The 25,717-nt window shown below is 72.9% G+C and carries 26 protein-coding genes and 2 pseudogenes; 18 read left to right on the plus strand and 10 right to left on the minus strand.

Going from position 1 to position 25,717, the window contains the following annotated elements:
• The 5 genes from VM95_RS24045 to VM95_RS24065 form a co-directional block, all read left to right on the plus strand.
• Positions 1-807, plus strand: an 807-nt coding sequence (locus tag VM95_RS24045) for an MFS transporter (RefSeq protein ID WP_045700156.1), incomplete at its 5' end; no start/stop codon positions are given.
• Between the two features lie 94 nt (positions 808-901).
• On the plus strand, positions 902-1,834 hold the full coding sequence (locus VM95_RS24050) for an MBL fold metallo-hydrolase (RefSeq protein ID WP_045700157.1): 933 nt from the start codon (positions 902-904) through the stop codon (positions 1,832-1,834).
• A 166-nt stretch (positions 1,835-2,000) separates the two neighbouring features.
• Entirely contained in the window at positions 2,001-2,210 is a 210-nt protein-coding gene (locus VM95_RS24055) for a hypothetical protein (RefSeq protein WP_045700158.1), read from the plus strand.
• Positions 2,197-3,588 carry an amidase gene (locus VM95_RS24060; RefSeq protein ID WP_045700159.1) on the plus strand — a complete coding sequence of 464 codons (1,392 nt, stop codon included), beginning with the start codon at positions 2,197-2,199 and terminating at the stop codon, positions 3,586-3,588. Before VM95_RS24055 ends, VM95_RS24060 begins: the two co-directional genes overlap by 14 nt.
• 280 nt (positions 3,589-3,868) lie before the next feature.
• Positions 3,869-5,371 carry a bifunctional phosphatase PAP2/diacylglycerol kinase family protein gene (locus VM95_RS24065; protein WP_045700160.1) on the plus strand — a complete coding sequence of 501 codons (1,503 nt, stop codon included), beginning with the start codon at positions 3,869-3,871 and terminating at the stop codon, positions 5,369-5,371.
• Positions 5,372-5,502: 131 nt separating this feature from the next.
• Here VM95_RS24065 and VM95_RS24070 read toward each other — a convergent pair whose 3' ends face one another.
• The gene (locus tag VM95_RS24070; protein ID WP_045700161.1) at positions 5,503-6,144 is read right to left on the minus strand and encodes a DedA family protein; all 642 of its coding nucleotides are present in this window, start codon (positions 6,142-6,144) and stop codon (positions 5,503-5,505) included.
• 578 nt (positions 6,145-6,722) lie between these two features.
• Here VM95_RS24070 and VM95_RS24075 point away from each other — a divergent pair.
• Complete coding sequence (locus VM95_RS24075) at positions 6,723-7,802, plus strand: PLL family lectin (protein ID WP_157882182.1); 1,080 nt, start codon at positions 6,723-6,725, stop codon at positions 7,800-7,802.
• A 285-nt stretch (positions 7,803-8,087) separates the two neighbouring features.
• On the opposite strand, the gene VM95_RS24080 is transcribed toward VM95_RS24075, so the two are convergent.
• A complete protein-coding gene (locus VM95_RS24080; protein WP_045700163.1) occupies positions 8,088-8,507 on the minus strand; it encodes a RidA family protein in 420 nt (139 codons plus the stop codon).
• 44 nt (positions 8,508-8,551) lie between these two features.
• Entirely contained in the window at positions 8,552-9,058 is a 507-nt protein-coding gene (locus VM95_RS24085) for a cupin domain-containing protein (RefSeq protein ID WP_045700164.1), read from the minus strand.
• 85 nt (positions 9,059-9,143) lie between these two features.
• Between VM95_RS24085 and VM95_RS24090 the strand changes: the two genes are divergently transcribed.
• Positions 9,144-9,647: a MarR family winged helix-turn-helix transcriptional regulator gene (locus tag VM95_RS24090; protein ID WP_045700165.1), complete on the plus strand. Its 504-nt coding sequence runs from the start codon at positions 9,144-9,146 to the stop codon at positions 9,645-9,647.
• Positions 9,648-10,043: 396 nt separating this feature from the next.
• Complete coding sequence (locus tag VM95_RS39025) at positions 10,044-10,931, plus strand: AraC family transcriptional regulator (RefSeq protein WP_052706670.1); 888 nt, start codon at positions 10,044-10,046, stop codon at positions 10,929-10,931.
• A 166-nt stretch (positions 10,932-11,097) separates the two neighbouring features.
• Here the strand turns inward: VM95_RS39025 and VM95_RS24100 are convergent, their stop codons facing one another.
• Positions 11,098-11,352 (minus strand): hypothetical protein, encoded by a 255-nt coding sequence (locus VM95_RS24100; RefSeq protein ID WP_052706671.1) that lies wholly within the window; start codon positions 11,350-11,352, stop codon positions 11,098-11,100.
• On the opposite strand from VM95_RS24100, the gene VM95_RS39030 reads away from it, so the two are divergent.
• Both VM95_RS39030 and VM95_RS44615 read left to right on the plus strand, forming a co-directional pair.
• The gene (locus tag VM95_RS39030; protein ID WP_157882183.1) at positions 11,336-12,172 is read left to right on the plus strand and encodes a ParB/RepB/Spo0J family partition protein; all 837 of its coding nucleotides are present in this window, start codon (positions 11,336-11,338) and stop codon (positions 12,170-12,172) included. The genes VM95_RS24100 and VM95_RS39030 overlap by 17 nt on opposite strands.
• Before the next feature lie 272 nt (positions 12,173-12,444).
• A complete protein-coding gene (locus tag VM95_RS44615) occupies positions 12,445-12,588 on the plus strand; it encodes a VOC family protein (RefSeq protein ID WP_244178924.1) in 144 nt (47 codons plus the stop codon).
• A 193-nt stretch (positions 12,589-12,781) separates the two neighbouring features.
• On the opposite strand, the gene VM95_RS24115 is transcribed toward VM95_RS44615, so the two are convergent.
• Positions 12,782-13,372 (minus strand): hypothetical protein, encoded by a 591-nt coding sequence (locus VM95_RS24115; RefSeq protein ID WP_045700166.1) that lies wholly within the window; start codon positions 13,370-13,372, stop codon positions 12,782-12,784.
• 422 nt (positions 13,373-13,794) lie between these two features.
• Here VM95_RS24115 and VM95_RS24120 point away from each other — a divergent pair, with 422 nt between their 5' ends.
• Positions 13,795-14,700 (plus strand): hypothetical protein, encoded by a 906-nt coding sequence (locus VM95_RS24120; protein ID WP_045700167.1) that lies wholly within the window; start codon positions 13,795-13,797, stop codon positions 14,698-14,700.
• 413 nt (positions 14,701-15,113) lie between these two features.
• Here the strand turns inward: VM95_RS24120 and VM95_RS24130 are convergent, their stop codons facing one another.
• Positions 15,114-15,734, minus strand: coding sequence for a 2'-5' RNA ligase family protein (locus VM95_RS24130; protein ID WP_244178925.1), 621 nt, complete (start codon positions 15,732-15,734; stop codon positions 15,114-15,116).
• Positions 15,727-15,993, minus strand: a complete 267-nt coding sequence (locus VM95_RS42720; protein WP_157882184.1) for a hypothetical protein — start codon at positions 15,991-15,993, stop codon at positions 15,727-15,729. Before VM95_RS42720 ends, VM95_RS24130 begins: the two co-directional genes overlap by 8 nt.
• 33 nt (positions 15,994-16,026) lie before the next feature.
• Here VM95_RS42720 and VM95_RS24140 point away from each other — a divergent pair, with 33 nt between their 5' ends.
• The 5 genes and pseudogenes from VM95_RS24140 to VM95_RS24155 all read left to right on the plus strand — a co-directional run bounded on the left by VM95_RS24140 (position 16,027) and on the right by VM95_RS24155 (position 18,268).
• Positions 16,027-16,308, plus strand: a complete 282-nt coding sequence (locus tag VM95_RS24140) for a hypothetical protein (RefSeq protein WP_045700171.1) — start codon at positions 16,027-16,029, stop codon at positions 16,306-16,308.
• On the plus strand, positions 16,262-16,789 hold the full coding sequence (locus VM95_RS24145) for a DUF6879 family protein (protein WP_063773552.1): 528 nt from the start codon (positions 16,262-16,264) through the stop codon (positions 16,787-16,789). The genes VM95_RS24140 and VM95_RS24145 overlap by 47 nt, the downstream gene beginning before the upstream one ends.
• A gap of 38 nt (positions 16,790-16,827) precedes the next feature.
• Positions 16,828-16,983: pseudogene (locus VM95_RS45685) on the plus strand (transcriptional regulator); the annotation flags it as partial.
• Positions 16,984-17,179: 196 nt separating this feature from the next.
• Positions 17,180-17,677, plus strand: coding sequence for a Scr1 family TA system antitoxin-like transcriptional regulator (locus VM95_RS45690; protein WP_425265350.1), 498 nt, complete (start codon positions 17,180-17,182; stop codon positions 17,675-17,677).
• 192 nt (positions 17,678-17,869) lie between these two features.
• Positions 17,870-18,268 carry a hypothetical protein gene (locus VM95_RS24155; protein ID WP_157882185.1) on the plus strand — a complete coding sequence of 133 codons (399 nt, stop codon included), beginning with the start codon at positions 17,870-17,872 and terminating at the stop codon, positions 18,266-18,268.
• 438 nt (positions 18,269-18,706) lie between these two features.
• On the opposite strand, the gene VM95_RS39035 is transcribed toward VM95_RS24155, so the two are convergent.
• Entirely contained in the window at positions 18,707-20,029 is a 1,323-nt protein-coding gene (locus tag VM95_RS39035; protein WP_078860452.1) for an MFS transporter, read from the minus strand.
• Positions 20,030-20,203: 174 nt separating this feature from the next.
• Here VM95_RS39035 and VM95_RS24165 point away from each other — a divergent pair, with 174 nt between their 5' ends.
• Positions 20,204-23,161, plus strand: a complete 2,958-nt coding sequence (locus VM95_RS24165) for an AfsR/SARP family transcriptional regulator (RefSeq protein WP_157882186.1) — start codon at positions 20,204-20,206, stop codon at positions 23,159-23,161.
• 138 nt (positions 23,162-23,299) lie between these two features.
• Positions 23,300-23,520: pseudogene (locus VM95_RS44620) on the plus strand (helix-turn-helix domain-containing protein); the annotation flags it as partial.
• Positions 23,521-23,644: 124 nt separating this feature from the next.
• Here VM95_RS44620 and VM95_RS24170 read toward each other — a convergent pair.
• Entirely contained in the window at positions 23,645-24,961 is a 1,317-nt protein-coding gene (locus VM95_RS24170; RefSeq protein WP_045700175.1) for a sensor histidine kinase, read from the minus strand.
• The gene (locus VM95_RS24175) at positions 24,961-25,662 is read right to left on the minus strand and encodes a response regulator transcription factor (RefSeq protein WP_045700176.1); all 702 of its coding nucleotides are present in this window, start codon (positions 25,660-25,662) and stop codon (positions 24,961-24,963) included. Before VM95_RS24175 ends, VM95_RS24170 begins: the two co-directional genes overlap by 1 nt.
• Positions 25,663-25,717 lie beyond the last annotated feature (55 nt).

Below are 25,717 nucleotides of genomic sequence, written 5' to 3' on the forward strand. Positions count from 1 at the left end.
GACCCCGACCGCCCCGGCCGGGCCACGCTCGCCAACGGCACCACCCCCGCGGTCGGCATGGCCGCCGGGGTGCTGGCCGCCACCGCCCTCGTGCAGTACGCCCCCGCCCCCACCCGCACCGTCTACCTGCTGCTCCTCCTCCTCTTCACCGCGCAGGCCGCCGCAGTCCTGCTCACCCCCGAGACCGCCCGCCCCCACCCCGGCGCATGGCGCTCGCTGCGCCCCGCGATCGCCGTCGCCCCCGCCTCCCGGCCGGCCCTCGCCCTCGCCACGCCCGGCATCGCCGCCGCCTGGGCCCTGGGCGGCTTCTACTCCTCCCTCGGCCCCTCGCTCGCCCGACTCATCGACCCGCACACCGCCCCCGCCACCGGCGGCCTGGTCTTCTTCACCCTGACCGCCGCGGCCGGCCTCGCCGGCCACACCGCCCGGGCGCTGCCCGCCCGCACCGTGAGCCTCGCCGGCACCGCGCTCCTGGTCCCGGGAGCCCTGCTGACCCTGAGCGCCCCCCACCTGCACAGCCTGTCCGCGCTGTTCGCCGGCACCGCCCTGGCGGGCGCGGGCTTCGGCGCCGTCACCCAGGCAGCCCTGCGCCTGCTGCTGCCCCCGGCCGCCCCCGGCGAACGCGCCGGCACCCTCGCCGCCTACTACGTCCTCAGCTACCTGGCCATGAGCATCCCCGCGGTCCTCGCCGGCCTGCTGACCAACCTGTACGGCCTGTGGACCGCCGTCACGCTCCACGCCGCGACCGTCGTCCTACTGGCCCTGACCGGCCTCGCCCGCACCGCGCGGCAGCCGCGCACCGCCTGACCGGGCCCCGCCGCCCCGCCCCGAAACCGCCCCGCTGCGCACCGGCCACCGCCCCGCACCGGCCACCGCCCCGCACCGCCGAAAGGACCCACCGATGAGCACCGCCACGCCCCGCCCGGCCACCCCCTCCACGACCACGGGATGGAGCCTCGGCGACATCACCGTGCGCCGCATCGACGAGATCGAACTGCCCCGGGAGACCGGCCCCTGGCTGCTGCCGGCCGCCACCAAGGACGTCCTGGACGAGGCCGCCTGGCTGCGCCCCGACTTCGCCGACGCGGACGTCCCGCGGCTCGCGAGCCACAGCTTCGCGGTCGAGGCCGGCGGTCTGCGGATCCTCGTCGACACCGGCATCGGCAACGGCAAGAACCGCGCCAACCCGGCCTGGAACGCCCTGGACACCGACTTCCCGCAGCGGCTGACGGCGGCCGGCTTCCCTCCCGAATCCGTGGACCTGGTGATCACCACACACCTGCACACCGACCACGTCGGCTGGAACACCCGCCTCGTCGGCGAGGACTGGGTCCCCACCTTCCCCCACGCCCGCTACCTCACCAGCCGCACCGAGTGGGACCACTGGGCCGGCACCGACCTGGACGAAGCCCGCGCCCAGATGTTCCGCGACTCCGTCCACCCCGTCCGCGACGCCGGACAGTACGACCCCGTGGCCGTGCCCGAGCAGGGGCACGAGGTGGCGCCGGGCGTCCTCCTGGTCCCGGCCCCGGGCCACACCCCGGGGCAGGTCGCCGTGGAACTGCGCGGCAGCCACCGCCGGGCGCTGATCACCGGCGACAGCATCCACCACCCCGTCCAGCTGTCCCACCCCCACGTGCACAGCTGCGTCGACACCGACCCGGCCCAGGCCGTGCGCACCCGCGCCCGGCTGCTCGAAGCCCTGGCGGACACCGACGCCCTCCTCCTGGGCACCCACTTCCCGCAGCCCACGGCCGGCACCGTCCGCCGCGAGAACGGCCACTACCGGCTGCTCGCCGAGCCGGGCACCGACCTGCCGCCCACCGCGGCCTGACCACGCGGCCCGATCACGCGGCCCGATCACGCGACCGGCGCCGCCCGGCCGCCCCCCGCGGGCCCGCCGAGCAGCCGCGGCGCCTGCGGCCACCTCAAGCAGACCCCCGGCCCTTACGGCCTCGGCTCCTGCGCCACTCCACCCTCGACCGAGAAGGAGAACCTCCATGCCCACCGCCGAACTCACACCACCGGAGGCCGCCCGCTGGGCCGCCCGCGCCGGACTCGTGCTGCCCGCCGAGCGCCACGCCGCGGTCGCCGCGGTCGCCAACCACATCCACAGCGTCGTCGCGGTCCTGCGCGAGCTGGACTTCGCGGACGTCCCGCCCGCCGCCGCCTACCGCGCCGGACAGGAGGAACACCATGCGGCCGCATGAGCTGTCCCTCGCCGCCGCCGCCGACGCGATCCGCGCCCGGCGACTGTCCCCCGTCGAACTGGTCGACTCCGTCCTCGACCGCCTCGACCGGGTGGAACCGCACCTCGGCGCCTACGTCACGGTCACCGCCCAGCAGGCGCGCCGGGCCGCACGCGAAGCCGAACACGAAGCGGCCCACGGCCGTTACCGGGGACCGCTGCACGGTATCCCGATGGCACTCAAGGACCTGATCGACGTCAGCGGGATGGCCACCACGGCCAGCTCCCGGGTCCGCGCCGGCCACCGCGCGACAGCCGACAGCACCGTCGCCACGCGCCTGAACGCAGCCGGCGCCATCCTGCTCGGCAAGACCCACACCCACGAGTTCGCGTTCGGCCTGACCACCCCGCAGACCCGCAACGCCTGGGCCCGCGACCGGGTCGCCGGCGGCTCCAGCGGCGGCTCCGCGGTCGCCGTCGCATCGGGCACCGCGACCTTCGCCCTGGGCACCGACACCGGCGGGTCGATCCGGGTGCCCGCCGCGCTCAACGGGGTCGTCGGCCTCAAACCGACCTACGGCCTCGTCCCCCGCCACGGCGTCACCTCCCTGTCCTGGTCGCTCGACCACGTCGGTCCGATCACCCGCACCGTCGAGGACGCCGCCCTGGTCCTGACCGCGCTGGCCGGACACGATCCGCGCGACCCCGCCTCGCTGCCCCAGCCCGCCACGCACTACCGGCCCGGTACCGGCACGGACCTGACGGGGCTGCGCATCGGCCTGCCGCGCAGCTACTACTTCGACCACGTCCACCCGCAGGTGGAGGCCGCCGTTCGGCACGCCATCGGACAGCTGGAAGCCCTGGGCGCACGCCTCGTCGACGTCGACATCCCGATGACCCGCTACATCCAGGCCACCCAGTGGGGCCTGATGGTGCCGGAGGCCGGCGCCTACCACGAGGGCAGCCTGCGCACGGTCCCCGAGCTGTACCGGGACGACGTCCGCGTCCTCCTGGAAGCCGGCGAACTGATGACCGCCGGGGACTACCTGCGCGCCCAACGCTCCCGCACACTCATGCGCGCCCAGTGGGCACGGATGCTGGAGGAGGTCGACGTGATCGCCGCCCCGAGCGTCCCGACGACCGCGGTCGGGGCCGGCGAGGAGACGCTCACCTGGCCCGACGGCACAGTCGAGAGCGTCTCCGACGCCTACGTGCGCCTCTGCGCCCCCGCCAACATCACCGGGGTGCCCGCCCTGACCGTCCCGGTCGGCCACGACCCGGCGGGCCTGCCGATCGGCATGCAACTGCTCGGCCGCCCCCTCGGCGAGCCCGTCCTCCTACGGGTCGGCCACGCCTACGAGCAGACGCAGCCCGCCCGGGCACTCGCCCGCGCGGCCTGACGAACGCCCCGGGCGGCGGGCCCCCGCCGGCTTCGCCACCCGGGGCGGGGCGGCACCCGACCCGAGCGCCCGGTCGGCTGCCGCGCCCACGCCGCAGCCCCTCGGCTTCGCCATCCACGTTCGCCATCCACACCGCGACGATGCCGGCGGCCGACGTCTCTGGTACCGGTAATGGGGACGGCACCGCACCCGAGACGCAACGCACCCCCGGCGCACGGGAAGGCCGGGCATGCCCGGCCCTCCCGTCCGCTTCCCGCACGAGAAGGAGGAACGCCCCCGTATGAGGAAAGCCCTGAACGACCTCGACGCCCGGCTGTTCGTCACCGTGGCCTCCCGCCGCCTGCGCGGCACCGACCCGTGGCTCTCCCGCCTCAGCCGCGCCGCCGACCACGGGAAGCTGTGGATGGGCGGCGCGGCACTGCTGGGCGCCACCGGCAACCGCACCGCACGGCGGGCCGCCCTGCGCGCGACCGGCTCCCTCCTGCTCGCCTCCGCCCTCGCCAACATCGCCGCCAAGGGCCTCACCCGCCGGCCCCGCCCCGCCCTCGACCCCGTGCCCGTCGTGCGGCGCCTGCTCAAACAGCCCGTCACCAGTTCCTTCCCCTCCGGGCACTCGGCCTCCGCCGCGGCCTTCGTCACCGCCCTCGCCGTCGAATCACCGCTGCTGGGCGCCATCGCCGCTCCCGTGGCCGCCGCGGTGATGGCCTCACGCGTCTACGTCGGCGTCCACTACCCCGGCGACGTCCTGGCCGGAGCCGCCCTCGGCGCGGGGACGGCCGCGCTCACCCTGCGCTGGTGGCCCCGCCGCAGCGACCACCCGGCCGACACCGCCGCCCCCGCCGTCCGGGCCCCCGCACTGCCCACCGGCGCCGGCCTGCACATCGTGGTCAACGGCGCCTCCGGCGCCACCCCCCTCACAGCCCCCGACAGCCGCGGGCGCTCCGTCGAGGAGGAACTGCGCCGGGAACTGCCCGACGCCGACATCCGGCTGTGCGAGGACGGCGACGACCTGGCCGCGCTGCTGGAACGGGCCGCGGCCCTCGCTAAGCAGTCCGGCGGGGCCCTGGGAATCTGCGGCGGAGACGGCAGCGTCAACCTGGCCGCAACCGTCGCCGTCCGGGAACACCTTCCGCTGGCGGTCTTCCCCGGCGGCACACTGAACCACTTCGCCGTCGACCTGGGCACCCACAGCCTGCGCTCCACCGCCGACGCCGTCAAAGCCGGTACCGCCCGCGCCGTCGACATCGCCTCGGCCACCGGCGACCACGGGCAGCGGCACGTGTTCCTCAACACCTTCAGCATCGGGATCTACCCCGAACTCGTCCGGGCCCGCGAACACCTGGAGGACCGCCTGGGCAAGTGGCCCGCCCTCGCCGTCGCCCTCGTCCGCGTCCTGGCCCGCGCCGAACCCGTACGGCTGACCGTCTCCGGCGTCCCCCGGACCCTGTGGATGCTCTTCGCCGGCAACGGCACCTACGACCCGCCCGGCTTCGCCCCCACCCACCGCACCAGCCTGGACGGCGGCCGGCTCGACATCCGCGCCGTCGACGGCAGCCACCCCTTCGCCCGCACCCGCCTCCTGTTCGCCTTCCTCACCGGCACCCTCGCCACCTCCCGCGTCTACCGCGAGGCACGCCTGTCCGCCCTCGACCTCACCGACCTCCACGAGGTCCGCCACCTCGCCGTCGACGGCGAAGCCGTCCCCGCCCCCGACCGGCTGCGCCTGTCCAAGGCCACCGCCGCACTGACCGTCTACCGGCCCGAACACCCCGCCATCCCCTGAACACCCCGCCCCCCGGCGCGAGCGCCGGGGGGCTCGGGGGGCCACGGCGTCGTCGCCGGCGCGGACACCGGGCCCCCAGGTCCCCAGGCCCCCAGGTCCCCAGGCCCCCAGGCCCCCAGGCCCCCACGTCCTCAGGTCCGCGACGGCCGGTCGTCGCCGGACCCCGCACGACGGCGCGAGCGGCGCCGGCGCAGATACCGCACGAGGAACGCGACGGCCACCAGAACAACCACCGTCACCGCCGTGACCCGCCCGACGGTGCCCTCCACCCTGGTGTAGACGGCTCCGGCGAAGTAGCCCAGAAGGGTGAAGCCGACACCCCAGGCCGCACCGCCGAGGGCGTTGTAGAGCAGGAAACGCCGGTACGCCATGCGGGAGACACCCGCCAGGGACGGCACCAGGGGACGGAAGAAGGCGACGAACCGGCCGAAGAAGACGGCGGCCGGCCCGCGCCGGCGGATCAGCTCGCGGGCCTTGTCCACCCGCTCGCGGTGGCGCCGCAGCGGGCGGGTGCGCAGGAGCGCCGGGCCGAGGTGGCGGCCGATCTCGTAGCCGGCGGAGTCCCCGAGGACGGCCGCGCAGACCACCACCAGGACCATCCAGCCGACCGAGACCCTGCCCTGGTCGGCGAGGAAGCCGCCGAGGACGGCGGCCGTCTCGCCCGGGATGAAGAAGCTGAAGAACAGGGCGTCCTCGGCCAGGACCATGGCACCGACGACCGCGTACACGACCGGGCCGGACAGGCCGTCCAGCCAGTCGATGATCGAGTGCATCGGCCACACCTCGTCGGGGATCGGAGCCCCTTCCCGCCCAATGTAACGCCCGCCCCCGGCCCCCGGCCCCGCGTCCTCCCCGCCCCGGGCCCCGGCCCCGCGACGGTGGCCTTCCCCCAGCCCAGGGGACGGGCAGCCGGCCGCACGCCGCGCTACGGCCGGTGACGGGACAACGTGCGGCACCCGGTGCAGCGCCGCGCTGCTGGACCTCGTCCTTAGCGTCGACCGGGAGGAGTTCGTCCTGGTGGAGAGCGACCCCGCGAACGGACTCCCCATCGGCATCCAGTTCGCCGCGGGGTACGGGCGCGAGGACCTGCCCTTCCGGCTCGCCGGGCAACTGGAGCAGGCGGCCCCGGCACCGGGTGACGTCCTCGGGACGACGGAGCCTGACGCCTCGTCAGACGGCGCGCGTGACGCGTCGTCAGGCGGCGCGACTCCGTGCGCCGGCGGGCATCCGCCAGTGCGCGCAGCGGCAACCACCGTGACCACGAAGGACGAGACTCCTCACACGAATCACGCGAACGCCACGTACGGAACGCCGGACGTCGCAGGTAAACGGCAGGGAGATCGTTGTGTCTTTGGTTCGTCAGCGTATGGCCCGCGGCTGGCGCGCGATGCTGGCCGCGCTCGCCGGGGTGGTCCTGGTACTGGCCGGCACACCCGGTCCGGCGCAGGCCGCGGAGACGGAGTGGATCAGTCTCGACGGAAATCAGTCACGGGTGCTGTCGGCGGTGTACTCGGTGACGATCAACGGTGCCACGTACGACGTCGCCCGGGGCACGGACAGCAACATCTGGTTCCGCTACAACGGCGGGAGCTGGCACCCGCTCGGCGGAAACAACGCCTCCCGCACCACCTCGCCGCCGCGCATCGTCGAGTTCCCCCCGGGGCGCGCGATGGTCGTCATCCGAGGCACGGACGGGGAGATCTGGTACAGCCAGGCGAACAACGGGTCCCTGAACTTCTGGACGGACTGGGTGCGGCTCCCCGCCGGTGCCAACGCGATCGGCAGCCCGATCCTCACCATCAGCTCGGCCACCCGGGACCTCATGATCGAGGCACCGAACACCTACCGGCGCATCAACACCACCTTCCTGAGGAACTACAACGGAACACTGACCTCCAGCGGCTGGCGGGTGGACTCGCACGCGCTCCTCGGCACCAACGCCACGGACATCGAGGGCGACAGCCAGATCGCCGTCTACGGCACCGAGTACTACCGATCGGTGCTGCGCAGCTTCTTCACGGGCACCGACCACCACGTGTGGCGCGAGACGACGGATCCCACGACCGGCGCGGTCCTGGACCTGTCCGAGGTGAACGGCGGCGGCGAGTGCGCCAGCGGCGTGGGGGCGGCGCGGCTCGGGAACCAGTCCACCGTGGTCGGCCCCGGTCAGCCGGGCTACGCCGAGCAGCAGCGCGTCATGATCTCCTGCATCGGAAACGACGGATACGTGTGGGAGACCACGTCGAGCGACGGCGGCCGCACCTTCGACGGCTGGCGCCGCCCGGCCGGTTCCCCGGCCCCGTCCGCCTCGACACCGGCGGTGTTCCCGACACCCCTGGGGAACACCTCGTGGACGATCACGATCAGGTGGAACGGCGCCAGGAGCGGCCTGTTCCCCGACAACGCGGTGATCTCGAAGCGCATCTGGTAGACCCGCCGGCCGCAAGCGGACGAGACCCGGCGCGCCCTGCCCCCAACGCACGCCGGAGGGCGTGAACCGCCGAGCCTGCTCAGGGCGGGCTGCCGACAGCCCGCCCTGCCGCCGCCCGTCCTCGGCCGTGCCGGGCGAACACCGCCGCCTCGACGCCGTCGAGCTATTCCGGGGCCCGCTGCGCCCGGTCGTCGCCGCCCAGGCTCTCCAGCAGGGCGCGGGCCCGTTCCTGCGGGTGCTGTTCCGCAGCGACGGCCCCGGCACCGACTCCTGTGTGTGGGCGGGTCAGCCCGCTGCCCCCACCGTCGGCCGGACGGCGACCGCATCGATCTCGAAGAGCATCCCCGGCAGGGCGAGCGAGGCGACCCCGCTGAGCGTCTGCGCGGGCAGCCGGTCGCCCCAGGCCCCTGCCAGGGCCTTGCCGAGGACGGCCAGCTTCTCCGGGTCGTGGTCGACGATGTACGAGCCGAGCCGGACCACGTGCTCGAAGCCGAGGCCGACCCCGGCGAGGGCGGTGCGCAGGTTGGCGAGGGCGAGCTCCACCTGGGCGGCGAAGTCGCCGGGCACGACGTGCCCGCTGGCGTCGGAGGCGTACTGGCCGCCGATGAACACCGGTTCGCCGGGCGCGGAGGCGGCGTGGCTGTAGCCGAACGGCGTCGGGTCGTGCAGGCCGGGCGGGTTGGTGATGGTGCGGGTGTCGGTCATGGGGTTCCTTCCCTGGTGTCGGGCCGGGCTCGGTGCCGGGCGGTCTACGGCTCGGACCGGGCGGCTTTTGCCCGGGCGTCGCGCCAACTCGGCGACTCCAGGAAGTGGTTGTCGAAGAGGTCCTGCTTGGCGAGCAGTTCCTCGACCGTCGCCTCGCCCGCGCGGATCCGCTCCAGTAGGCGGAAGTAGTCGAAGCGCTCCACCCCGGGGGTGATCACGATCAGCAGGTCCGTCCCGGAGTCCGGCGCCGCCGCGAAGGCGTGCGGCAGATGGGGCGGCACCACCACGAGGTCGCCGCTCCGGGCGGTGACCACCTCGGTCCCGACCAGCACCTGGGCCGAGCCGTCGACGACGAAGAACAGCTCCGAGGACCCCCCGTGGTAGTGCGGAGTGGCGCCGTCCTTGCCGCGCCCCAGCGTGACGCGCAGGGTGCTCAGGGCGCCTCCCGTGGCGCTGGAGTCCGCCAACAGCCGCCCCTCGCCGCCGAGCATCCGGATGGTCTCGGCTTCGTCGCCCCGTACCACCACGGCTTCCGGTCCGATCAACGTCATTGCCCTCTCCCCGCAGCGAGCGATCCGATAGTTCCCTGCCTGATAGTACTGCGTCTAACTATCTCCCATCGAATAATATGCCCCCATGGATCACGTGGACGTCATGCTCGACCAGTGGAGGCGGGAGCGCCCGGACCTCGACCTGGCGGCGGTCGGCACCATCGGCCGCCTCGGCCGCTTCGCGCTGCTCGCGGGCCGGGTCATCGAAGAGGTGTTCAAACAACACGGCCTCCAGCGCGGCGAGTTCGACGTTCTCGCCACCCTGCGCCGCTCCGGCGCGCCGTACGAACTGATGCCCTCCGAACTCGCCGCGCTGCTGCTGATGTCGCGGGCCGGCATGACCAGCCGGATCGACCGGCTGGAGTCGGCGGGCCTGGTGGAACGCAGCACCGACCCGGCGGACCGGCGCAGCGTCCGCATCGCCCTCACCGCGGCCGGACGCGCCCTCGTGGACGCCGCCTTCACCGACCACGCGGCCAACGAGACCGCGCTGCTCTCCGGCCTCTCGGGCGAGGAACGGGCCACCCTGGACGGGCTCCTGCGCAAACTGCTCGCCGACGTCGAGGGCGCGGAGAACCCCGCGCCCTGACAGCCCGCCCGACGCCACGCCCGAGGTGCGCGACGCCGGCGAGGCCGTGAAGGCGGAGGCGAGCTGTAGTTCGCGAACGGCGGCCCGCGGGCCGGTCGAGTCACGTTGAGTAGTGTGACGTGGCAGGCCAACTGTCGGCCAGCCCTTCGTCGCTCGGGCCCGTGCTGCACGGCCACGCCTCCCTTCCCGCCTGCTGCTGCCCGGCTGCTACCGCCCGGGCGCCGAGGCCTTCATCACGTGGGGCTACCCGGACGAGGAGACCCACCGGCCAATCATGACGTGCTCCGGCCAATTCCTGGTCGAGCGTCCGCCATCCGCGTAAACCGTGCGGCACACGCCCTCCATCGCTGCCAGAGTGCGGTTCTGATCGAACATCAGGCGTGATTCGGGGGAAACATGACGCACCACCAGGGGGCGGAAGGCAACAGGCTTCGGGACGGTCAGGACGGCGACCCGGTCAGGCGAACCCGCCTCAGCCGTCAGACAGGCCTGCGGATCACCGAGCTCGCCTGCCATGACGATCACCAGTCATTCAGGCAGGCGACGACCGGCACGCCCGATGACGCAGTACTGATCGTCTCGCTCGTCCGCTCGGGGGGTTTCCTGCTGCGCACGGCCGGGAGTGAGGACTTCATCGACCCGACGATGGGCTTCATGGTGGCTCAGGGCGGCGAGATGTCCATCGCCCACCTGCCCGGCATCCGCGATCTCAGCACCGTCCTGGAGTACCGCCAGGACATCCACGGCGAGTGTCCGGCGGCGGGCGCCGCGGGTGTCCTTCGGATCACCGCCCGCGTCGATGTCGCCCATCGAAGCCTGGTGGCCGCCTGCAGGGCGGGAACGGACGCGTTCGAGGTGGCCGAGCGAGTTCACAGCCTGATGGCCCGACTCGCCGGAGCCCGCTCACCCGCCCACGGCGGCCGCAAGGCATCCACCGCGGCAGCGCACCGCAGACTCGTCAGTCGGGTCTGCGCCGCGCTGACGGACGGTCCGCCCACTCTGGGGCTGGAGGAGCTGAGTCGGGAGGCCGGATGCTCGCCCTTTCATCTGAGCCGGGTCTTCCGGTCGGTCACCGGCCATACCCTCACCGGCTACCGCAATCAGCTGCGGGTGCGCGCGGTGACGGAGGAACTCGCCGCAGGACAGCCGCTGCGGGAGCTGGCGGCGAAGTACGGCTTCGCCGACCAGGCGCACATGACCCGCGTGTTCCGGCGCAGTGTCGGCGAACTGCCGGGAGCCGTGCGGGCCCTGCTGCAGCGGCCGCATCCCGCGGGCAAGGAGTGAGCAGGACCGTTCGACGCCCGCGACCACCGCGCCCCGAGGCCGGCTGCGCATCGGTCGGCCATGACCAGGTGCCCAGGCCGCCCTCGGTGGACACGGCGGCGCGGCAGGCCCGCCCGACGAAGTGCCTGGACGGGCCTGCCGCGCAGCTCGGATCCCGGGGTGCTGTTCAGTGCTGAGTGATCGATGCACAGTCCGGGACGTTGTTCAGGTGCGCGTCACCGCGGAGGTAGATGTTCGAGATCCATCCGGAGTTCTCGCCGAGGATGACGTACGTCCACCAGTTGTTGCTGCCGTAGACCGGGTCGGTGACGGTCTCGCCCGTAGCCTGGCAGACCGAGTTGAGCGTCTGCGCCGGAAGGGTCATGGTGCTCCCGTCCCGCCAGGGGCAGTTGCGGATGTGCACGGTGGTCCAGACGGACACCTGCGAGGTGACGTCGCTCGGGGACGCCGACTTCATCGCCCTCGACGGCAACCGGCGTCTGAGGGCGGCCCAGCGGGCCGGACTGCCTACCCTGCGCGTCGACCTCAACGACGAGCTCGCAGCTACGGCGTCCGACTTGGTCGAAGCGGCGCTCGTTGCCAACGTCCACCGCGAGGACGTCGCCCCGTTCGAGGAAGCCCAGGCCATCGAGCAGCTCGTCAACGAGGTGTACGGCGGTAACCAGGCAGCCGTTGCGCGGAAGCTCGGCAAGTCCGCCGCATGGGTCGGTCAGCGGCTGGCGCTCCTCCACCTCGCTCCTGAACTCCAGGAACTCGCGAGTGCAGGAGACCTCGCGATCGAGGACGCGCGGAAGATCGGTGCCGAGGCGAGGGCTGGGAAACTCGCGCCCGGCGACCAGATGGCGCGGGCGCAGCAGGCGCAGGCGGCCGCGGCAGACAAGCAAGCGGCGAAGGCGGCGGCCAAGGCCGGGCGTGGGAAGGGTGCCCAGGCCTCCTCGCAGGACGGGGAAGCGCCGAGCAGCGTAAACGGCGTTTACCCTCCGGCCCAGACGGAACAGCGCTCGAACAGCGAGCAGGCGCAGCGCTCGGGTGTAAACGGCGTTTACTCCCCTGCCCTGCCGGAGCAGCCGAAGGCCAGCGATGGTCAGAGGCCTGGCGTGGTCACAGTGCGGCTTCTTCCAGCGGACCCCAGGGAGAGCGCGACGGCGATTCTTGCTGCGATGGACCACCGCCAGGCCGTTCAGCTGGCGTCGGAGCTGCTTGAGCTCCTGAAGCGTGAGGCCGAGCCCCAGGCCGTGTGAACCGGCCTGCGCCCGCTGGCTCGCCCGGTCCTGGGCGCAGGTCGGCGGTGTGCGAGGAGGGCTAGAGGATCCCCCCTGGCGATCCAGGCCGTGGCGGATCCCGAGGCGTCGGCTCGGTGGTGGGGTGAGGTCCTGGACGTTCCCGTGAAGCTGGACGTCAGCGACACCGGGGCCGTCTACGCCTGGGTGGAGATCGGCGGGGTCGGGGTCGGATTCCACCCCGCCGACGACGAGCGCAACCCCCGGGCGGCAGTCCGGTCGTGTACTGGGCGGTGGACGATGTCGATCAGGTCCGCGAGCTGCTGCTGGCAGCCGGCTGCGAGCACCATCGTGGCCCGCTGACCATCGAGTCCGGGCGTCGCGTCGCCCAGCTGATCGACCCCTTCGGCGTCGTGATCGGGATCGACGGCTTGTAGCAGCATGGGCAACGCCGGTGCCCTGCTGGACCCTGGTGGCCAGAGGGGCACCGGCGTTCGGCGTTCACCAGCCCAGACCGTATCTCCAATTCGGCCGCCGCCGCGTACGCGCGACGGCGGTCTTCGGCAAGCGGGCGGTCTTTACGCGGTAAAGACCGCCCATCGACGCGTGAGCGACGTCGGGGAGCTGCTGTCACATGCTGAGGGCTTCGGCGCCCTCCGGGTGCCTTGCGCCGGCAGCCTTGTCGAGGACGGCGGTAACCTCACGGACCAGGTCCTGCAGATGCGTCGGAAGGTAGTCGAGGGCGTCAGGATCCCCGGGGTTGTGGAACAGCGCGGCCAGCACCACCTCGGCCCGGTCACGCGTGGCCTGCTCCAGTTCACCTCTGCCGATAGCCCTGCCCACGACGCCCCACACATCGTCGTGGCCGGAAGACGACGAGCCGGTCAGGCCGTCGTACAGCTCCTGAGCGTCTTCGCTGATCAGCTTCGGAACCTGACCGGGCTCCACCTGGAGGTATCGAGCGATCATCTCGGTGGAGTAGCCGATGGCCTGCATCCGCAGCGCCATGGCGCCGCGGAACAAGTCACCGTACTGAAGCAGGTCTGTCCACGCATACCCGACGAGCCGGTGCCACTCCTGCACGCTGTTGCCGGAGCCCGTGGCCGCGTATCGGCCTTCCTCCATGGAGCGGTGCAGGAACTTCATCGCCTTGACGACGTGGTAGTCGAGGGCCGAGGTCAGGAACGTAGGGACGGGCTGCCCGTCTTGGCTGGGAATCATGGCTGTGAAGGTAGAGACCCTTGCGACGGAACACCTTCAGGCGCAGCCCGTTTTCCCCCAGATAGGTGATCGGCATCTTGCCTGGCCGCAGTCCCGCTGCGCTCAACGTCCGATCGCGGAACAACTTCAGCCGACCGGGACAGGCCTCCGAGGGCCTGCCTCGACACCTGCCCGCCTCGATTGCGGCCCCAATGCAGCAGGCGCGTCTTCGACCGGACGGTTGGGCGCGGCGGTTTGACCACCCCCAGCGCGGTGTCCTTGAATCTGATCGGGCCAGTGAGCGCCCGGCCGCGCAGCCGCCGACTTCCCCCGAGTCCTGCTGCCGAGGACCGGCCCTAAGCTCACCTTCGACGATGGTCGTTTGACGTCACGCGATCCGTAGTGCCGGAACTCGGGGGTGATACCGGCACGGGAATGTGACCATGACCGAGCACCCCTCCGACCTGGCCCTCACAGCCGAGCGCCGCCTCCTCACCGGCGAGTCCCACCGGTCGCTGCTGGCGATGATGGAAGCCGGCCACGACGTGCAGTCGATTCCAGAGGCCAGCCGGGAGCAGGCCGACCTCGAGGCCGGGATTTTCTTGAAGACCTGCAAGATCGGCGGCCTGTCCGCCCACCCCGCCGGCATCCTCAAGGTCCAGCCGAAGAGCACCACACAGCTGACGATCCGACTCCTGGACGAGCCCTACGTCATCCACCACTGGGCCGACCACCTCCTGCCCGAGCGGCACTCCCGTGTCACCGGCTACCCCGAAGACCAGATCGGCGGGCTTCCCGGCCTCCGCTACCGCGTCGGGCCAAGAGCCATCACCCTGTACCGCCCCGGCCACGACGCCGAAGTTCGGCTCACCGGCTTCAACACCCGATGGTGGACCCGCATCTCCGCCAACGCACAGTCGCGGCGCGACATCCTCGCCACCGAATCGGACTGGACCGACCTCGAGAAAGCAGCCCACACCTCCTCACAGAAGTACAGCGCCGACGACGCCCGACTCGCATCCCCGCTGCTGCGCCGGATCCGGGCGACCGCAGGCCCAGGGGAGATCAACGCCACCGATGCCTGGACCAGCGGGCACAGCCTGCGGGTCGAAACGACGGACGGCCCGGCGTGCGACCAACTCGTCGAGGTGTTCAATCGAAGCCTCGGGTGGCAGCTGGAGCGGGGCTGGTGCGGCTGCAGGTCCAGTCGACGGGACGGGTGCTGCCTCAACTTCAAGGTGCCCGAGACTGGGCAAGAGATCGACTACTCCAACCTCCGATGGGGCCGAAGCGCAGATCCGAGGCGCCTTGCCCATGTCGCCGAACTCAACAGCCTGGCCTTCGCGTAGCCCTTCGTGGGCGGGTGGTGGCGAGCGAGGGGTACAGCCGCCGGCTCCTGGACGATTGGCGCTCGGGAGACCAACAGCGCCTGGACGCGGTGGGTGCGCAGTCGCGGGCATACGCAGAGGGCTGGCGCTGGCTCGGTGAGGCGGCGCCCGAGAAGGTCGGGCGACTGCGGAGCCTGGAGGACAACGAGGGATGAGCTGCGGCCGGTACCGCGCCGCCCCGGGACCCGGCGCTATAGCTGGGCCCCGGCGGAAACAGGGAAGGCCAGCCCAAAGGGCCATGACGTGGTCTTGGCAGCGTCTTCGGTCCGTTGTCCCTCAACCCTGCCTGGTTCACGGCGAAGGGCTTCGAGAGGTCTTCGGGCCCTTCACCGCGGGAACGCCTGGCACCGGACGGCCGTGGCGCGTTCGGGGGATCAGCCGAGGGGGACGCGGGCGGCGGTCTCCCACTCGTACATCCGCCGGTCGCGGCCGAGGACGATGAGTTCGGCGGCGGTGATGCGGGCGGTGGCGGGGTGGGTGGTGACGCTGGCGAGGGCGTCGGCGGCGGGTCGGGCGGGGCCGGCGGCGTTGGAGTAGGCGACGGAGACGTGCGGCCTGAAGCCGGCGGCGTTCTCGGGGACGGTCGGCCAGACGTCGGCGATCGCGGCTCGGATGGCCGTGCGAACGGCGTGGACGGGCTCGGCCGGGGTGACGGTCAGGAGCAGGGCCTCGGGGGTGACGATCGCGGGCCCGAGCGCGAGGTCGAAGGCGGGGATCTTCGCGAGGTGGCGACCGGCGGCGTCGGCGATGGCGCGGGCGTCGTCCTCGCTCACCTCGGTGGTCGGGCCGAGGCCCTGCATCGTGAGGTGGAGCCAGCGGTCAGGGACGAGGTCGAGGCTGGGCACGTCGTCGAGGGCGTGGCGGTAGTCGGCGGCGAGGCGGTGCAGGTCGTTGGCGCCGTCGAACGTCAGGTGCCAGGTGTACCAGCGGGTACCGGTGGTCCAGCCGGGCCGCCACCACCAGTGGTCGGCCATGTGCGAGGGGGTGTCAGTCATGGTCGCTGATCCAAGCACTGGTCGGGGCGGGAGGGGAGAGGGCGAGGGTGGCCTCGCGGATGGCGGTCTCGACGGCGCCTTGAAGGGTGCGCCCGGCGGCACTGTCGCCCATGGGGGAGGCGGCGGCGTCGCGGGCGAGGTCGCGCAGCCGGCGGTGCAGAGGGGCGGTGCGGTGTTCGGCCGGCAGCGCGAGGACGGGGGCGAGGGCGTAGAGGGCACTTGACGACTCGTCATTCGAGCGGAACGGTGGTGGGCGCAAGGGTCCGCAACCGGCTTGGCACAAGGAGCGGTCATGGCTCTACGGTTCAGGGGCATCGATCCGGACACGCCCAACGGCGGGTCTCCGACCGTGTGGTTGGAGGACGAGAAGGCGGAGATCGTCATTCAGGGCTGGCTGCCCGACATGGAGATGTACCGCGTGATCAGCGAGACCGAGTGGGTGGAGGGCCACGCCACCGGCGTCCCGGACCACGAGGGCGTCGTCCGGATCCCGGTCCGGATGATCCCGTTCCTGCGAAAGGTGTGCGATGAAGCCGAGCGTGCCGGACTTTGGCGCCCTGCTGAGGAGTGCTGAGCGCTCAGCCTGTCATCTGGAGATGCGCGACTCCTACATGGACGACCCGGTGTTCGCCGACTGGCGTGCCGGTCTTCCGGTCGACCGGCCCGAGGCGTACGACTTGCCTGAGGAGTACACCGACTGGGCCGCCCTGGTACGGGAGACGGTCGGCCGTGGGGTGGTGATGCGCCGGGCGAGGATCGTCTCGGAACCGGTGACCGCCTACATCCGGTGGGAGCACGCGATCACCGAACGGCACAACGTCGCGCTCGGCGAGCAGGTCCGCTGGCTGCCCCGCTCGAAGGCCTCCGACCTCCCGCTGCCGGGCAACGACCTGTGGCTGGTCGACGACCGCCTGGTCCTGTTCCACTGGTTCACTGGTGACGGCGAGTGGGCCGGCCACGAGACCACCGAGGACCCGGCCGTCGTGAAGATGGTGACCACCGCCTTCGAGGCGGTCTGGGACCGCGCGATCCCGCACGCCCGGTACGCCGTCTGACCAACCCGTCCACCACCACCCGCCGGACAGCCAGCACCATGTCGTCATCCCCGTCGTCCAGCGTCATCGAGGCGCGCAAGGCCCTCGCAGGCCGCCTGGTCGGCCTGCGCAAGGACGCAGGCCTGACCGGCGACGAGCTCTCCGCCCGCTGCGGGTGGCACCCGGCGAAGACCTCCCGGATCCAGAGCGGCAAATCCGCTCCCTCCGAGGACGACCTGCGCACCTGGTGTACCGCCTGCGGCGCCGGCGACCAGGCCCCGGAGCTCATCGCCGCAGCCCGCGCGGTCGACTCCATGTACACCGAGTGGCGCCGCATGGAGCGCACCGGGCTGCGCGCCGCCCAGGAATCCGTCGCGGCTCTCTATCGCCGTACCGGCTTGTTCCGGGTCTATGCCAGCCGCGTCATCCCCGGCATGGTGCAGATCCCCCGAGTACACCACCGCCGTCCTGCGCTCGATCCAGCGCGCACGCGTCGAGGTAGACGACGTCGACGACGCAGTCGAGGCCCGCTTGGAACGCCAGCGGATGCTCTTCTCCGGCCGCCACCGCTTCGGGCTGCTCATCGAGGAGTGGGTGCTGCGTGCCGCGGTATGCGATGAGGAGACGATGGCGGCCCAGCTCGGCCACCTGATCGCCGTCTCCTCCAGCCCTTTCGTCAGCGTCGGCGTCATCCCCACCAGGTCGTCGCGGGCGCACCTTCCGGTGGAGGACTTCTACACGTTCGACGAGGCCGAGGTGGCCGTCGAGCTGACCTCCGGCTACCTGCGGATCACCCAACCGCGCGAGATCGCCGACTACCTGCGCACCTTCACCGCTCTGGCCTCCATGGCCGTCCACGGAGCGGAAGCCCGTCAGCTGATCGCCGCCGCGATCACCGCTCTCGGGTGACAACGTGCAAGATGGCGCAACCTCGTTGGAGGCTGTGACAGCCGGCCCCTACCGTCGTCTCGTCGCCCGCCGCTGACCGGCCGGACAATCCGACCCTTTCACGGATGGGGCGGCGCCACCATCGCGGCCTCGTGTCCGGCTCCCCCGTGCCGACACGAGGCCGCATCCCCCGGCACCGGCAGGGAGCAGCCCGTGACGAGCGCAGCGCACCGCCCCAGCCCGCCGCCGCTGGTGCCGGTCCGACCGGCTGCGGCGGTCGGCTACGTCTGCGCAGACCCGGACCCCGCCTCCGCCGAGCTGTTCGCGGCCTGGTGCGCGCGCCGAGCGAAGGCCGATGGCTGGACGCTCGATGCGATGGTCGTCGACACCGACGAGATGCAGCCGCTGGCGGAGCGACCCGGCTGGCGGCACGTCACCGGCCTGGCCGCCGCCGGCGGCATCGGCGCGGTCGTCACGGTCACCCGGCCGATGATCGGGCCCACCGCGCGCGACCGGGTACGCGCGAGCGACGCGCTGGCCGAGCACGGCGTCGCCCCGGTCACCACCGGCAGCGCCGCCCGAACCGCTCACGGACGGGACGGCGCGCGGTGAGCGCCGGCTGGCCAGGGGAGCGCCCCGGCGCGGTCTACCGCCTGGTTGCCTGCGCGACCGATCCCGACCCCGCCGAGCGCACGGCCTGTATCCCGCCGGCGCGAAGGGCGATCCGGCTCGCCGCCGCGCGCTGGGGCGTGGGGATGGCGTGCTGGACGACCTGGCTGCCGTCGCCGGCGACCTGCTCGCCAACGCCACCCAGCACGCGGGCCCCGCGCGGCGAAGTGTCGTCGACTTTCCGTTGAGATCCTGTTGATCTCCACGCGGAATGCTCTGTCCGTGAGCCCGGGACAGAAACGGGCCGACGATGAGAGAGGAGCACTCCGCCATGGCGCGCTACGGCATCCTCTAGGCACGGGATCCCTTGACGAGGGACAGGTTGCCAGGTGCCCCCGACCGGTCCGGTCGGGGGCACCTGGCGTTCCGGGCCAGGCGGGTTCATTCGTCCTCGGCCGCCCGGCGCCTGCCGGCCCGGGCCGCTGCGGCGGGCGCGGCGGCACCGGCCAGGGCGAACACCCCGGCCAGGACGATCCAGCCCGCCCGGCCCGCGTCGACCGTGGCAAGGGTCACCACCGAGGGCCCGAGAGTCAGCGCGGCGGTGAGCGCGGTCTCGGACAGCCCCAGGTACTGGCCCCGCACCCGGGCGGGTGCCAGCGTCATAGTCAGCTCGTTCTCCGCCGGCATGACGCACAGTTCGGCCGCGACCCCGGCCACCACCCCCGCCGCGAGCAGCACCACGGCGCCGGCCACCGAGCGTCCCGAGGCCAGCATCACCAGCAGCAGGAACACCCCGTTGAGAGCCCCGCCCACGGCCATCGCCCGCCCCGCCTTCCTCGGGGTGTCGATCAGCCGCCCCGCCCGGGTGAGCAGCAGGCCCACGGTGAGGACGTTCGTGATGCCGAAGGCGCCGATCAGCCAGGTGGGGGCCTGGGTGTGCTGGGAGATCCAGAGCGGGAGGGCGACGGTGGTGACGCATTCGGCCATGGCCATGGTCGCGTAGAGCCCGCAGATCGCCATGTACGGCAGGTCGGAGAAGACCAGCCAGCGTGAGGGAGCCGTTCCGGCCGCAGTGGCGGGCGAGGCGTCGCGGGCGGCCGGGCCGGGTACGGCCTCGGCGGGGACCGCGAGGATCAGCAGTCCCTGCCCGGCGGTGCACAGGCAGGCGGCGGCGATGGCGGCGCGGTAGACGGTCGGGGAGTCGTAGGCGATGACCAGGCTGCTGGCGCCCATCCCCGCGAGCATCGCGAGGTTGGCGCGGGCGGACACCTTGGCGCGGAACTCGGCGGCCCGCTCGCCGCCGATCCCAGCCACGGTGACCTGGCGCATCGTCCGGGCGAGCATCTGGAACCCGGCCGAGACGGTCAGGACCACGACCAACAGGGCGAAGGAGCGGACCACCGTCAGCAGGCTCTCCGCGGCCGCCAGGAGCAGGTAGCTGACGCCGGCGCCGATGCGCGCGGGGATCCGGGTGTCGGCGAGGCGCCCGATCGGCACGCCGAGGAGCGCCGCCGCCAGGCCCGCCAGAGTCAGCGTCAGGCCGATCCTGGTGGCGGACAGGTGCAGGAAGTCGCTGTAGTACAGGACGGTGATGGTGCTCAGCAGGCCGTATCCGGCGTTGCCTACCATCGAGGAGGCGAGGACACGCCGTTCGGCGGAGCGGTCACCGGCTGCCGAGGCGCGGGCAGGGGCCGGTCCCGGTCCTGCCAGGATGTGGGTTGTCGAGGGGTGCGGGGTCGGTGCGGTGAGGTCGGTCGAGGTCATGACGGCAGACTGCCTGGCCGGTGTTTATTCCTGATCAATGTCTGTTCAATACCATCACCGCCACGTGGGTGGGGGGTTAGTCCGCCGGCTTGCTCTGGGGGCGACTGCGCTACGTGCCCGGAATTTCCGCCCACGTACAATGCGACGACATTTTTGCCGTACGGGGGCCGGACTGTGCTGAGAATCCAACTGCTGGGTGACGTGCGCGCCTGGGCCGGCGAGCGGGAGCTGGTGCTCGGCGGGCCGCAGCCGCAGGCCGTGCTGGCCATGCTGGCCCTGCGTTCCCCGCAGTCCGTCCTGGTCGAGGAGCTCGCCGCGGGCGTCTGCGGGGAGGACGCCCCGGTACAGGCTGTTCGTATGATGCGCACCTACATCGGCCGGCTGCGCAAGGAACTCGACCCCTGCCGCGGCAGCCGAGCGGACTCCTCCGTACTGAGCAGCGTCACCGGCGGCTACCGGCTGGACCTCTCCTCCGCTGCTCTCGATGCGGCCGAGTTCGAGGAATTGGCGGGCTCCGCACGGAATCTCGCCCCGGAGGCGGCGCGCGAGACGCTCGGCCGTGCCCTCGCGCTCTGGCGCGGAGAGCCGCTCGCCGGACTTCCCGGCCCCTACGCGACAGCCCAGCGCCGGCGGCTCGAGGAGGCCCGCACCGACGCGGCCGAGCAGGCCGTTGCCTGCGACCTCGCACTCGGCGAACCCGCCCGGGCCGCCGCGAGCCTCACCGCCCTGGTCGCGGAGCACCCCCTGCGCGAACGCCTCCACGAACTCCTGATGCTGGCCCTCTACCGGTGCGGCCGCCCCACCGACGCCCTCCACGCCTACACCGACCTCCGGCAGACCCTGATCGAGGAACTCGGCGTCGAACCCGGACCACGCCTCCAGCACCTCCACCAGCAGATCCTGCGCTCCGACCCCGACCTCCAGCCCGGCCCGCTCGAGCAGAGACCGGCGCCCACCGCCGCTCCCGTCCCGGCGCAGCTTCCCGCCCCGCCCCCCGACTTCACCGGCCGCTCCCGCGAACGCGCCACCGTGATCGCCGCCCTCCGCAGCACCGGACGCGGCACCCCGGTCGTGGTGATCTCCGGTATGGGCGGTGCGGGCAAGACCGCCCTGGCCCTGGCCGCCGCGCACCACCTCGTCCCCGATCTCCCGCACGGGCACCTCTACGCCGACCTGCGCGGCGCCGGCGACACCCCCGCCGACCCCTCCGACGTCCTCGCCGCCTTCCTGCTCGCCCTGGGCCACCCGCCCGACACCATCCCCACCGCCCTGGACGAACGCGCCGCCGCCTACCGCTCCCTGCTCGCCGGCCGGCACCTGGTCATCCTGCTGGACAACGCGGCCGACAGCGCCCAGGTACGCCCGCTGCTCCCGGGCAGCGGCCGCACTGCGGTCGTCGTCACCTCCCGGCGCCCGCTCGGCGGCCTGCCCGCCACCGAACGGGTCGAGGTCCAGCCGCTTCCGGCCGAGGACGCGGCGGCGTTCGTCGCCCGGGTGATCGGGCCCGACCGGGCCGAGCGGGAGAGCGCCGACGTGGCCGGGCTGGCCGCGGCCTGCGCCTACCACCCCCTCTCCCTGCGGATCGCCGCCGCGCGCCTGGCCGCCCGCCCGCGCTGGCGGGTGGCGGACCTCGTCGGCCGGCTCACCGGCCCCGAGGGTCCGGTGATGGGCGAGCTCGTCGTGGACGACCTACGGATCACCACCTGCTTCGAGCTCGGCCGCACCCAGCTGACACCGGCTCAGGAGCGGGCCTTCCGGCTGCTCGCCGTGCTCGACGCCCCGCGCGTGAGCGTCCGCCTGGCCGCCGCGGCCCTCGACACCACCACCGCCCAAGCGGAGGACCTCTGCGAGCAGCTCGTCGATGCCGCCATGCTCGAAGCCCCGGCTCCTGGGGCGTACCGCTTCCACGACCTGGTCCGAGCCTACGCCCGGGCTCTTCCCTCCACCGGCCGGGCCGAGGAGGGGACGGCTGCCCTGCGCCGTGCCACGATCGAGCTGAGCCTGCTGTTCGCCGCCGCCCACCGAGCCGTGCTTCCGAACGACATCGTCGACCGGCTGGTCGACCCGGCGCAGGCGGGCGGCCCGGCGCACCTGCTGCGCGCCGAGTTCCCTGACCGGGCCGCAGCCGTGACCTGGACCTTGGCGGAGTTCGAGAACGCCGCCGCGATCACCGCCCAGAGCAGGACCGCCCTCGACCCGGCCGTCTTCCGCGCCGCCTGCATGACCCTCCTGATGCTCACCGACTTCACGGTCTACGGCATCAGCAACGACCGTATGCGCCACCTCGCAGACCGCCTGCTCACCAGCCCGGCCGCCCAGCGAGCCGACCACGACGAACTCGCCGTCCTCCATCTCACCGCCGGTATGGCGGCAGTGGACATGGTGGAACTCGACTTGGCGACGCCGTACCTCGACCGGGCGATCGCCCTGTCTGATGACAACTCCCCGATCGTCTCCCGTGCCCTGGAACGGCGTGCACAGACTCATCGCTACCGCCGCGAATTCACCGACGCCGAACACCTCGCCGACCGCAGCCTCGAGGTCGCCCGGCGCCTCGGCTGCGTCCAGGACACTGTCTGGGCCCTTGTCGGCCGGGGCCGGTCCCGAGCGGCCCTGGGCCGAACCGCAGAAGGCATCGCCGACCTCACCGAGGCCATCAGCATCTCCGAGACCCTCCGGGATCTGCCGCTGGAGGGCACCGCCCGCCATGAGCTCGGCCGGGCCCTGCTGGATTCAGGTCGGCCCGAGGCCGCCATCCCTCACTTCGAACGCGGCATCAGGATCCTACGCTCGAGCGGCCTGGTCCAGAGCGAGATCATCTCCCTCAACCACTCCGCCCGCGCCCATCTGGCCACCGGGAACCCCACCCAGGCCATCGCCTGCGCCACCCAGGCGTTCGCCCTCGTCCAGTCGCTGAGCCCACAGTCCTTCGCCCACGCCCGCTACCACGACATCCTCGGCCGCGCCCTGCTCGCCCTTGGCGAACCCGAGCAGGCAACCCCCCATCTCCGGCACGCCATCGCGGTCTACCGCACCTCCGGTGTCCCCGACGCCGACATCCTTACTGACCTGCTCCCCCACCTCGGCAACGACCAATCGAAGGCACCCATCGCCGCGTTGGCATTCCATTGACCTCCCATCGACCGCCGCCGACGAGCGCGAGCGCCGCGCCGCCGGGAAGGGGCTGGACCAGCCAGGTCTCCCGGTCGAACAGGTCCGCATGGCCGCCCGGGCGGCCGCCTCGCCGGGCCCGCGGCCTGGCCTGGGCACATGACCGACAACCAGCTGGGTGGGTTCCTGCGGGCCCGCCGTGCGGCCGTGCAGCCGCACGAGGTCGGGACGCCGAGCCATGGCGTGCGCAGGGTCGCCGGCTGCGCCGCGAAGAGGTCGCCGTACCGGCGGAGGTGAACGCGGGCTACTGCACCCGGCTGGAACAGGGCCGCGAACGCCACCCGTCCGCGCAGGTCGTGGATGCGCTCGGCCGCGCTATCGCTGGACACCGGCGCCGCCTCCAACTCATCTCGTAGCACTGCCAGTTCGTCCGGAGCCACACCTATGGCGAATGGCCGAACCGCCGACCTGCCCAGGCCCCGCGCAACACGTGACAAGGCACTCCTAGCCGTTGCGTGGGGCCTCCGGCAGGTGGAAGCCGACCTCGGCGCCGCCGGAGGGGGCTGCGGTGGCGAACACGGAGCCGTGGTCGGCGGCGACCAGGTCGTGGACGATGGCCAGGCCCAGCCCCGAGCCCGGGGTGGACTGGGTGCCGACCGCGCGGTAGAAGCGCTCGAAGACGGCCCGCCGGTCGGCGGGGGCGATGCCGGGCCCGTGGTCGCGCACGGCCAGCCGGGCGCCGGTGACGCGGATCTCCACCGGGGTGCCGTCCGGGCTGAACTTGACGGCGTTGCCGACCAGGTTGTCCACGCAGCGCTGCAGTGCGCGAGGGCGGGCCAGCACCGGCACCGGGCCTTCGGCGGTGACGGTGATCTCGCGGCCGGTGCGGCGGCGGAAGCGGCGGGCGCTGTCCCCGGCGACGGTCGGCAGGTCGACCGGCTCCGGATCCTCCGCGGTCCACTGGTCGGTGGCCAACTCGACCAGCTCGCCGACGAGTTCGTCCAGCGCGACGGTCTCGGTGACCAGGGTGCCGAGGATCTGCTCCTCGTCCTCGGGGGCGAGCCGGCCGCGGGCCCGCTGGAGGAGCTCGGCGCAGCCGCGCACTGAGGTGAGCGGGGTGCGCAGCTCGTGGCTGGCGTCCTGTACCAGGCGCTGCTGCTGTTCCCGGGAGCGGCGCAGCGCGCCGACCATCGACTCGAAGGCGCGGGTGAGGCGGCCGACTTCGTCCCGCCCTGCGGCGGGCAGCGGGGTGGCCAGGTCGCGGGTGGTGGTGATGTGCTCGGCGGTGTGGGCCAGCCGCCGAACCGGGCGCAGGATGCGGCCCAGCACGAGCCAGCTGAGCAGCGCGGAGCCGGCGGCCGCGGCGGCGCTGGTCCAGGTGACGCGGCGCAGGAAGGCGTCGTCGACGGCCTCCGCCCCGGCGTAGGTCTGGCCGACCATCACCGCGCCGCGCCCGTCGGGGCGGGCCCTGGTGAGCACGCCGTACGGGGTGCCGGCGAGCTCGGTGTCCTCCTGGTGGGCGCCCCGCCCGGCGCGGGCCACCTCCCGGGCCCGCTCGGAGACCGGCAGCGCCGCCGCGCCCGGGGTGAGCGGGCGGGCGGTGCCGTCGGGGTCCAGCAGCTGTTCGACGGTGTCGGGCCGGGCGGTGGGGGCGCGGCCGAGGTCCAGGGCGGTGAGCACGGTGTCGGCCCGGTCCGCCAGGCTCCGGTCGAGCTGCTCGGCGACCAGGGTGCTGACGCCACGGTAGGCGGCGACGACCGGCACGGCGATCGCCAGCAGGACGGAGGCGAGGACGACCAGGCCGATCCTGGCGCGCAGCATCAGGAAGTCCTCGCGGTGTAGCCGACGTTGCGCACGGTGTGGATCAACCGAGGTGCGCCGTGCTCCTCGGTCTTGCGGCGCAGGTAGCCGACGTAGACGTCGAGCGAGCGCGAGTCGGTGTCGAAGTCGTAGCCCCAGATCCGTTCGTAGATCTGGTGGCGGGTCAGCACGGTGCCCTGGTTGCGCAGCAGCAGTTCCAGCAGGTCGAACTCGGTCTTGGTGAGGTCGAGCGGGCGCCCGCCGCGGTGCGCCCGGCGGGCGGCCGGGTCGAGGGCGAGGTCGTCCAGGCCGAGGTCGGCGCTCTCGGTGCCGATCGGCTCGGTGCGGCGCAGCAGGGCTCGTATCCGGGCCAGGAGTTCCTCGGTGGCGAAGGGCTTGGCGAGGTAGTCGTCGGCGCCCGCGTCCAGCCCGGCGACCCGGTCGCCGAGCTGGTGGCGGGCGGTGAGGACGAGGACGGGCAGCCGGTCGCCGCGCCGGCGCAGCATCCGGCAGAGCGCGAGGCCGTCGAGCCGGGGCATGACCACGTCCACCACCGCGAGGTCGGGGCGCCGGTGCTCCAGGAGTTCCAGGGCCTCCTGGCCGTCGGCTGTGGTGAGCACCCGGTAGCCCTCGAAGCGGAGCAGGTGTTCAAGGGTGCTGCGGACACCGGGGTCGTCCTCGACGACCAGGACGGTGCGCCGGGCGGCGGTGGGATCTGTCATGGTGTCATTTTCGCTGGTGGCGGGCGTGGTCATGCCGGGCGGGGGCGGCTCGTCA

Origin of the sequence: Streptomyces rubellomurinus, assembly GCF_000961885.1 — a bacterium.
In the GTDB taxonomy this organism is placed as follows: domain Bacteria; phylum Actinomycetota; class Actinomycetes; order Streptomycetales; family Streptomycetaceae; genus Kitasatospora; species Kitasatospora rubellomurina.

Excerpts from the sequence above, each read along its gene's own strand:
- VM95_RS24050 (WP_045700157.1), top strand. The coding sequence starts at position 902 with ATGAGCACCGCCACGCCCCGCCCGGCCACCCCCTCCACGACCACGGGA.
- VM95_RS24055 (WP_045700158.1), top strand. The coding sequence starts at position 2,001 with ATGCCCACCGCCGAACTCACACCACCGGAGGCCGCCCGCTGGGCCGCC.
- VM95_RS24060 (WP_045700159.1), top strand. The coding sequence starts at position 2,197 with ATGCGGCCGCATGAGCTGTCCCTCGCCGCCGCCGCCGACGCGATCCGC.
- VM95_RS24065 (WP_045700160.1), top strand. The coding sequence starts at position 3,869 with ATGAGGAAAGCCCTGAACGACCTCGACGCCCGGCTGTTCGTCACCGTG.
- VM95_RS24070 (WP_045700161.1), bottom strand. The coding sequence starts at position 6,144 with ATGCACTCGATCATCGACTGGCTGGACGGCCTGTCCGGCCCGGTCGTG.
- VM95_RS24080 (WP_045700163.1), bottom strand. The coding sequence starts at position 8,507 with ATGACCGACACCCGCACCATCACCAACCCGCCCGGCCTGCACGACCCG.
- VM95_RS24085 (WP_045700164.1), bottom strand. The coding sequence starts at position 9,058 with ATGACGTTGATCGGACCGGAAGCCGTGGTGGTACGGGGCGACGAAGCC.
- VM95_RS24090 (WP_045700165.1), top strand. The coding sequence starts at position 9,144 with ATGGATCACGTGGACGTCATGCTCGACCAGTGGAGGCGGGAGCGCCCG.
- VM95_RS39025 (WP_052706670.1), top strand. The coding sequence starts at position 10,044 with ATGACGCACCACCAGGGGGCGGAAGGCAACAGGCTTCGGGACGGTCAG.
- VM95_RS24115 (WP_045700166.1), bottom strand. The coding sequence starts at position 13,372 with ATGATTCCCAGCCAAGACGGGCAGCCCGTCCCTACGTTCCTGACCTCG.
- VM95_RS24120 (WP_045700167.1), top strand. The coding sequence starts at position 13,795 with ATGACCGAGCACCCCTCCGACCTGGCCCTCACAGCCGAGCGCCGCCTC.
- VM95_RS24130 (WP_244178925.1), bottom strand. The coding sequence starts at position 15,734 with ATGACTGACACCCCCTCGCACATGGCCGACCACTGGTGGTGGCGGCCC.
- VM95_RS24140 (WP_045700171.1), top strand. The coding sequence starts at position 16,027 with ATGGCTCTACGGTTCAGGGGCATCGATCCGGACACGCCCAACGGCGGG.
- VM95_RS24145 (WP_063773552.1), top strand. The coding sequence starts at position 16,262 with ATGAAGCCGAGCGTGCCGGACTTTGGCGCCCTGCTGAGGAGTGCTGAG.
- VM95_RS45690 (WP_425265350.1), top strand. The coding sequence starts at position 17,180 with ATGCCAGCCGCGTCATCCCCGGCATGGTGCAGATCCCCCGAGTACACC.
- VM95_RS39035 (WP_078860452.1), bottom strand. The coding sequence starts at position 20,029 with ATGACCTCGACCGACCTCACCGCACCGACCCCGCACCCCTCGACAACC.
- VM95_RS24170 (WP_045700175.1), bottom strand. The coding sequence starts at position 24,961 with ATGCTGCGCGCCAGGATCGGCCTGGTCGTCCTCGCCTCCGTCCTGCTG.
- VM95_RS24175 (WP_045700176.1), bottom strand. The coding sequence starts at position 25,662 with ATGACAGATCCCACCGCCGCCCGGCGCACCGTCCTGGTCGTCGAGGAC.